This is a genomic window from Mitsuaria sp. TWR114 (genome assembly GCF_007997345.1).
Genome location: NZ_VOSR01000439.1, coordinates 1 through 5777 on the forward strand (window position 1 = coordinate 1; position 5777 = coordinate 5777).

Below are 5777 nucleotides of genomic sequence, written 5' to 3' on the forward strand. Positions count from 1 at the left end.
CAGCGCCAGCTTGCCGGCGCTCAGCCGGCGGCTGTCCAGGAGCAGCTCCGCCTGGTCCAGGCTCAGCTGCTTGAGCGCCAGCACCGGCTGCTTGCCGTCAGCGATCTCCAAGCCGTCCAGGCTGAGCCCCTTCAGCGACAGCTTGACGTCCTCGCCGCCGGGACCGGCGCGCACGGCGCCCTGCGTCGCGAATCGGCCGCGCACGGCCAGCGGCGTCGCCGCCTTCAGGTAAGGCGCGAGCCCGTCCAGCGCCAGGTCCTTCACGGCCCAGTCCAGCGCGATGCCGGCCGCGCCGACCTGGCCCTTGCCGGAGACCGTCGCGGGCGACGCTGCGCCGTCGGCGCCCAGGGTGGCGGTGATCTCGACCGGCGCCGCCTTCGCCGCCAGCGGCCAGTTCAGCCCGCTGCCGGTCACGCTCAGGGCGTCCACCCCCAGCGGGCGGCCGGACGCAGCGTCTCATCGGTCCAGCCGACACGGCCGCCTTCCAGCGCCAGGCGCTGACGCCGACGCGCCACGGCGCCGCGGCGTTCTGGAGGCACCGGCCGCCGAGGCGGCGGCTGCGGGCTCCGGCGGCTTCGACTCCGGCGGCATGTCCGGCAGCCACAGCCGGCCTTGCGCGTCGCGCCCCATCAGCAGCTCGGGCTGCTTCAAGGTGACCGCGCGCAGCATCACCTGCCGCTTCAGCGGCTGGACGTCGGCCAGGTCGACGGTCAGCGCCTGCCAGCGCAGCCAGTCCGCCCAGACGCCGTCGCCGGCGCCACGCTGCAGCGACAGGTCGCGCAGCGCGGTGCGGCCGCTGATCTTGACCTCGGGCGCCTGCCCGGGCGGCTGCTTGAAGTCGAGCGTCAGTTGCGTGTCGAGCCGGCCCTGCGCCAGGCGCATCGGCAGCGACTTGGGCCAGTAGGCGCGATAGGCCGACAGGTCCAGCGCTTCGAGCTTGACGGTCATGCTCGCGCTGCGGGTGTCCGCGAACGGCTGCGCCTGGCCTTCGCTCTGGAATCCCACGCCATTCAACTGCCCGGACAGGCGCGGCTGCACATGCACCTCGACGTCCGCGTCGAGCGTCGACAGGAAGGGAATGCCCAGGTGCAGCGCCTTGAGCTCATGGACCATGCCGGCGGTCCGGTCGTCCAGGCGGAATTCGCCGTCGGTCAGTTCGATGTTGTAGAGCGCCGCCTCGGCCGGGCCGTCGTCCGGCGACGGCGGCGTCTTCGGCGTCCCGGCCAGCCGGGCGAGGATGTCGTCCAGATCGGTCTTGCCGTCCGGCAGCAGCGCGACGCGCCCGCGCGGCGCCTCTACCGTCAGCGAGGACAGCACCGGCGCCAGGTGCCAGAGCGAGCGTGGCGACAGGGCCGCCCGGACACGACGCACCTCCAGCAGCGGCGGCGCCTGCGCCGCGGGGCCGGCGATCTTCAGGTCCTCCAGCGTCAGCGCCAGCCGCCACGGCGTGAAGCTGGCGCGGCCGAGCGTCACCGTCCGGCCGAGTTGCTCCGTCGCGATCCGCACGCCCGCCCGCTCGATCCACATCGGCAATGCCACCCACGCGACCAGCAGCAGGGCCACGAGGAACAGCACCAGGCCCACGAGCGCGCGCAGGACGCGCCGGGGCCAGACGGGAAGAGCGGAGAAGAACACGGGCGCAGCCGGCAGGGACCGGTCGAATCGTCAAGGAAGCTGATTATGCTGGCGGGCCTCAACACCTGACACCCATCCCCGGCTCCCGATGAACGACCTGATACACGCGGTCGCTGCCTTCCTCCTGCCACCCACCGGCGCCTTTCCGCTGCTGCTGCTCGCCTGGTGGCTGCGGCATCGCCGGCGGTGGTTGTCGGGCGCGCTCTTCGCGGCCGGGCTGGTCGCGGTCTGGGTCGGCAGCACCGAACTGGGCGCGCTGTGGCTGCAGCAGCGCCTGCTCGGCCCGCAGCAGGCCGTGCAGATCCAGCGGCTCCAGGACATCCCGCCGGGGGACAGCGTCATCGTCGTGCTCGGCGGCGGCGCCCGCCGGCTGATGCCGGAGTACGGCAGCGCGCAGCTCAAGCCGGCGTCGATCGAACGGCTGCGCTACGGCATCTGGCTCTCGCGCCGCACCGGCATCCCGCTGATCTTCACCGGCGGCACGCCGCGCGACGAGCCCGGGGACCGCATGACCGAGGCCGCGCTGGCCGAGCGCACCGCGGCGCAGGAGTTCGGTTTCAAGCTTGCCGCGAAGGAGGATCGCGCCACCGACACCCGCGAGAACGCGCGCTACACCGCCGAGCTGCTCCGCGGCCAGCCCGTGCGCCGCGTCGTGCTGGTCACGCACGACGTCCACATGCGCCGGGCGCTGCGCGCCTTCCGGGAGGAACTGCCGCCCGGGGTCGAGCTGGTGCCAGCGCCGATGGGCCTGGCGCTGTCCGGGTTCGAATGGCGCGACCTGCTGCCGTCGCAGGACGGCACCGCCCGCGCGCGCTACCTGGGCTACGAATGGCTGGGCTACCTGGCCGGCCACTGAACGGGCCATCCGCCGGGCCGGGATCGCGCAGCCGCCCCAAATAGAAACCCCCTCCGCGCCGGGCATCCCGGACGGGAGGGGGTGGGCGGACCAGCCGCCTTTGGGGCTCCGCGGCGATCTACCGCAGGGCTCCTGGCGCGCAGAGACTGCGCCAGAGGAAGTGCCGGAAAGGCCTGACAACCTTAGGTGGGCCATCCGGCCTATTCAAGCCGCGCCCCCTAGGAATCAGGACATTCCTAGCCCCCGAACAAACGCTGATAGAGATCCGCCGCGCGGGCCTTGTGCTCGGCCGGCATCTCGATGACGCGCCCCCACTCGCGACTGGTTTCGCCCGGCCACTTGTTGGTCGCGTCCAGGCCCATCTTCCCGCCCAGTCCGCTGACCGGCGAGGCGAAGTCCAGGTAATCGATCGGCGTGCCCTCGACCAGCGTCGTGTCCCGCACCGGATCCATGCGGGTCGTGATCGCCCAGATCACGTCCTGCCAACTGCGGATGTCCACGTCCTCGTCCACGATCACGATGAACTTGGTGTACATGAACTGGCGCAGGTAGCTCCACAGGCCGAACATCAGCCGCTTCGCGTGGCCCGGATAGGCCTTCTTGATCGAGATCACCGCCATCCGGTAGCTGCAGCCCTCCGGCGGCAGGTAGAAGTCGACGATCTCCGGGAACTGCTTCTGCAGGATCGGAACGAACACCTCGTTCAGCGCCACGCCCAGCACCGCCGGCTCGTCGGGCGGCTTGCCGGTGTAGGTCGAGTGGTAGATCGCGCCGTCGCGCTGGGTGATGCGGTTCACCTCGAACACGGGGAACCAGTCCTGCTCGTTGTAATAGCCGGTGTGGTCGCCGTAGGGCCCCTCCAGCGCGTGCAGGTAGCCGCCCTTCTCCTTGAGCGGGATGCCGTCCTCGCTGTGGCCGGTGAAGCCGGGCGCCGCCGGCGGGATGTGCCCCTCCAGCACGATCTCCGAAGTCGCGGGCACCTGCAGCATCCGGCCGGCCTCGCCGACCTGCGTGTCGGCGACCTCCGTCCGCGAGCCGCGCAGCAGCCCGGCGAACTGGTATTCGGACAGGGTGTCCGGCACCGGCGTCACCGCCCCGAGCGTCGTCGCCGGGTCCGCGCCCAGCGCCACCGCGATCGGGAAAGGCTGTCCCGGATTCGCGATCGCGAAGTCGCGGAAATCGAGGGCGCCGCCGCGATGCGCCAGCCAGCGCATGATCAGCTGCCGGCGGCCGATCAGCTGCTGTCTATAGATACCCAGGTTCTGGCGCAACCGGGGGTTGGCGATCCGCTGCGGTCCGCGCGTCACCACGAGGCCCCAGGTCAGCAGCGGGCCGACGTCGCCTGGCCAGCAGGTCTGGATGGGCAGCTGCTTGAGGTCGACGGCCGCGCCCTCGACCACCTGTTCCTGGCAGACCGGCCGCTTGACCAGCGCCGGCTTCATGTCCCACAGCGCCTTGCCCATCTGCGCCAGCTTGCCCAGGTCGCGCATGCCGCGCGGCGGTTCCGGCTCCTTGAGCGTCGCCAGCAACTGGCCGACCTCCCTCAATTGGGTGGTCGACTCCGCGCCCATGCCCAGCGCCACCCGGCGCGGCGTGCCGAACAGGTTGGCCAGCACCGGCATGCGGTGACCGGTGGGCCGCTCGAACAGCAGAGCCGGCCCTTCCGCCCTCAGCACCAGGTCGCTGAGGGCCGTCATCTCCAGCACCGGCGACACCGGATCGGTCACCCGACGCAGTTCCCCCATGCCTTCCAAAGCGCCCACAAAGTCACGCAGATCTCGGTACTTCATAACCAAAAGTTTTGATGGACAAGCCCCATACTATTGACGGGTTATTGTTGATCCATAGAATCGCGCCCTGCCCTGGCCCCCAGGGTTATCCCGGTCTTCGCCTTGGGACGGCGAAACCGGTCCGCTGCCAATGGACGCTGGATCGCCCGTCTGTCGCGCCAAGCGCCCGGAGCCCTCTGAGAGCCCTCCGAGCCGCCGACAACGCCCGAACCGGCCCATTATCGCCACCCCCAAGGGTGCGTCCGACGAGTGAACGCGATCTGCGACTCGTCCCGCACACACCGGGCGTGGTCGGAGAAAGGAGTCGCATGACAGCGCGTTCGGACCTGCTATCCCTCCCCCGCCAGGCGCGTGCCGCCCTGGTGCTGTTCATCAAGGACATCGGCCAGGGTTTGCTGGTCGTCAGCCACAACACGCTCGCCCTGGTGGGCTTCGCCGTCGTCGCCGTCGGGCTGGTCTTCGCCAGCCAGGCCGACCTGCGCCAGCAACTGGAAGGCCAGGTGCTGGGCTGGCTCAACGCCCGCCACGAGGCGCGCGTCGAGGCTTCCGGCGACGTGCTCGCGCTGATGGCCGAGCCCGAGGCGATCACCCGCGCCACCGCGGTCGATCCCAAGGAGCTGACCCGCCAGCAGGCGCTGGTCGCCAACTACCTGGCGCGCCGCTACCGCGTCGCGCCCGAGCCGGTCAGCCGCCTGGTCAAGGAAGCCTGGGACGTGGGCCAGCGCGCGCGCGTCGATCCCACGCTGATCCTGTCGATCATGGCGATCGAATCGGGCTTCAACCCCTTCGCCCAGAGCGCCGTCGGCGCACAGGGCCTGATGCAGGTGATGACGCGCGTGCACGACGACAAGTACGAGGCCTTCGGCGGCAACCTGGCCGCGTTCGACCCGATCACCAACCTGCGCGTCGGCGTGCAGGTGCTCAAGGAATGCATCCAGCGCGCCGGCAGCCTCGAGGAAGGCCTGCGTCGTTACGTCGGCGCCACCAACCTGCCCGACGACACCGGCTACGCCGCCCGCGTGCTGGCCGAGCAGGACCTGCTCAAGGCGGTGGTCCAGGGCCGCAACGTCAGCCCGTCCGCGCCGCGCCCGATCCGCGAGCCGGCCTCGGCGCCGGCCACCGGCGGCGAGCAGGTCGCGATGACCGCCGTGATGCGCTGATCCAGCCACCGCGCCTCGAAAAAACGGGTTCCTCGGAACCCGTTTTTTCATTGGCGCGTCGGCGTGCCTCCAGCCAGGAACAATGTCACGACCCGCGCCGTGCCCCGCTCCGGTGCGGCTACACTGCACGCTTCGCGCAACTGGCGATCAGGGCGCCCTGTCCGGTGATGATTCCTTCACCGCGCAGGCGTCGCCCGAGGTGGGTCACCACCGGGAAGCGCGAACGGCCGGGGTCTCCTCCGGCTGTCCGTGCCGTTCGCCTGGGCCGCCGTCGTTCCGGCATCCGTCGCCGCATCGCGCCCCGCGATCGCGCCGATGCGCCGCCGGGCGGGCGGC

At 71.0% G+C, this 5777-nt stretch carries 5 protein-coding genes and 1 riboswitch; of the genes, 2 read left to right on the forward strand and 3 right to left on the reverse strand.

Translation table 11 applies throughout. The annotated features are described in order from the left end of the window. Positions 1 to 429: DUF748 domain-containing protein (locus FUT87_RS15960; RefSeq protein WP_147241650.1), on the reverse strand; the 429-nt coding region annotated here is incomplete at its 3' end. Between the two features lie 27 nt (positions 430 to 456). Continuing rightward, positions 457 to 1635 carry a DUF748 domain-containing protein gene (locus FUT87_RS15965; protein ID WP_147241651.1) on the reverse strand — a complete coding sequence of 393 codons (1179 nt, stop codon included), beginning with the start codon at positions 1633 to 1635 and terminating at the stop codon, positions 457 to 459. Between the two features lie 88 nt (positions 1636 to 1723). Between FUT87_RS15965 and FUT87_RS15970 the strand changes: the two genes are divergently transcribed. Further along, positions 1724 to 2491 (forward strand): YdcF family protein, encoded by a 768-nt coding sequence (locus FUT87_RS15970; protein ID WP_091724387.1) that lies wholly within the window; start codon positions 1724 to 1726, stop codon positions 2489 to 2491. 236 nt (positions 2492 to 2727) lie between these two features. Here FUT87_RS15970 and FUT87_RS15975 read toward each other — a convergent pair whose 3' ends face one another. Then, positions 2728 to 4281, reverse strand: coding sequence for a UbiD family decarboxylase domain-containing protein (locus tag FUT87_RS15975; RefSeq protein ID WP_147241652.1), 1554 nt, complete (start codon positions 4279 to 4281; stop codon positions 2728 to 2730). 308 nt (positions 4282 to 4589) lie between these two features. Between FUT87_RS15975 and FUT87_RS15980 the strand changes: the two genes are divergently transcribed. Next, the gene (locus tag FUT87_RS15980) at positions 4590 to 5441 is read left to right on the forward strand and encodes a lytic transglycosylase domain-containing protein (protein WP_091724385.1); all 852 of its coding nucleotides are present in this window, start codon (positions 4590 to 4592) and stop codon (positions 5439 to 5441) included. Between the two features lie 126 nt (positions 5442 to 5567). Then, positions 5568 to 5714, forward strand: a riboswitch (ZMP/ZTP riboswitch). Positions 5715 to 5777: the final 63 nt, after the last annotated feature.

Coding starts and splice junctions, on each gene's coding strand:
- FUT87_RS15970 (WP_091724387.1), top strand. CDS start 1,724: ATGAACGACCTGATACACGCGGTCGCTGCCTTCCTCCTGCCACCCACC.
- FUT87_RS15980 (WP_091724385.1), top strand. CDS start 4,590: ATGACAGCGCGTTCGGACCTGCTATCCCTCCCCCGCCAGGCGCGTGCC.
- FUT87_RS15975 (WP_147241652.1), bottom strand. CDS start 4,281: ATGAAGTACCGAGATCTGCGTGACTTTGTGGGCGCTTTGGAAGGCATG.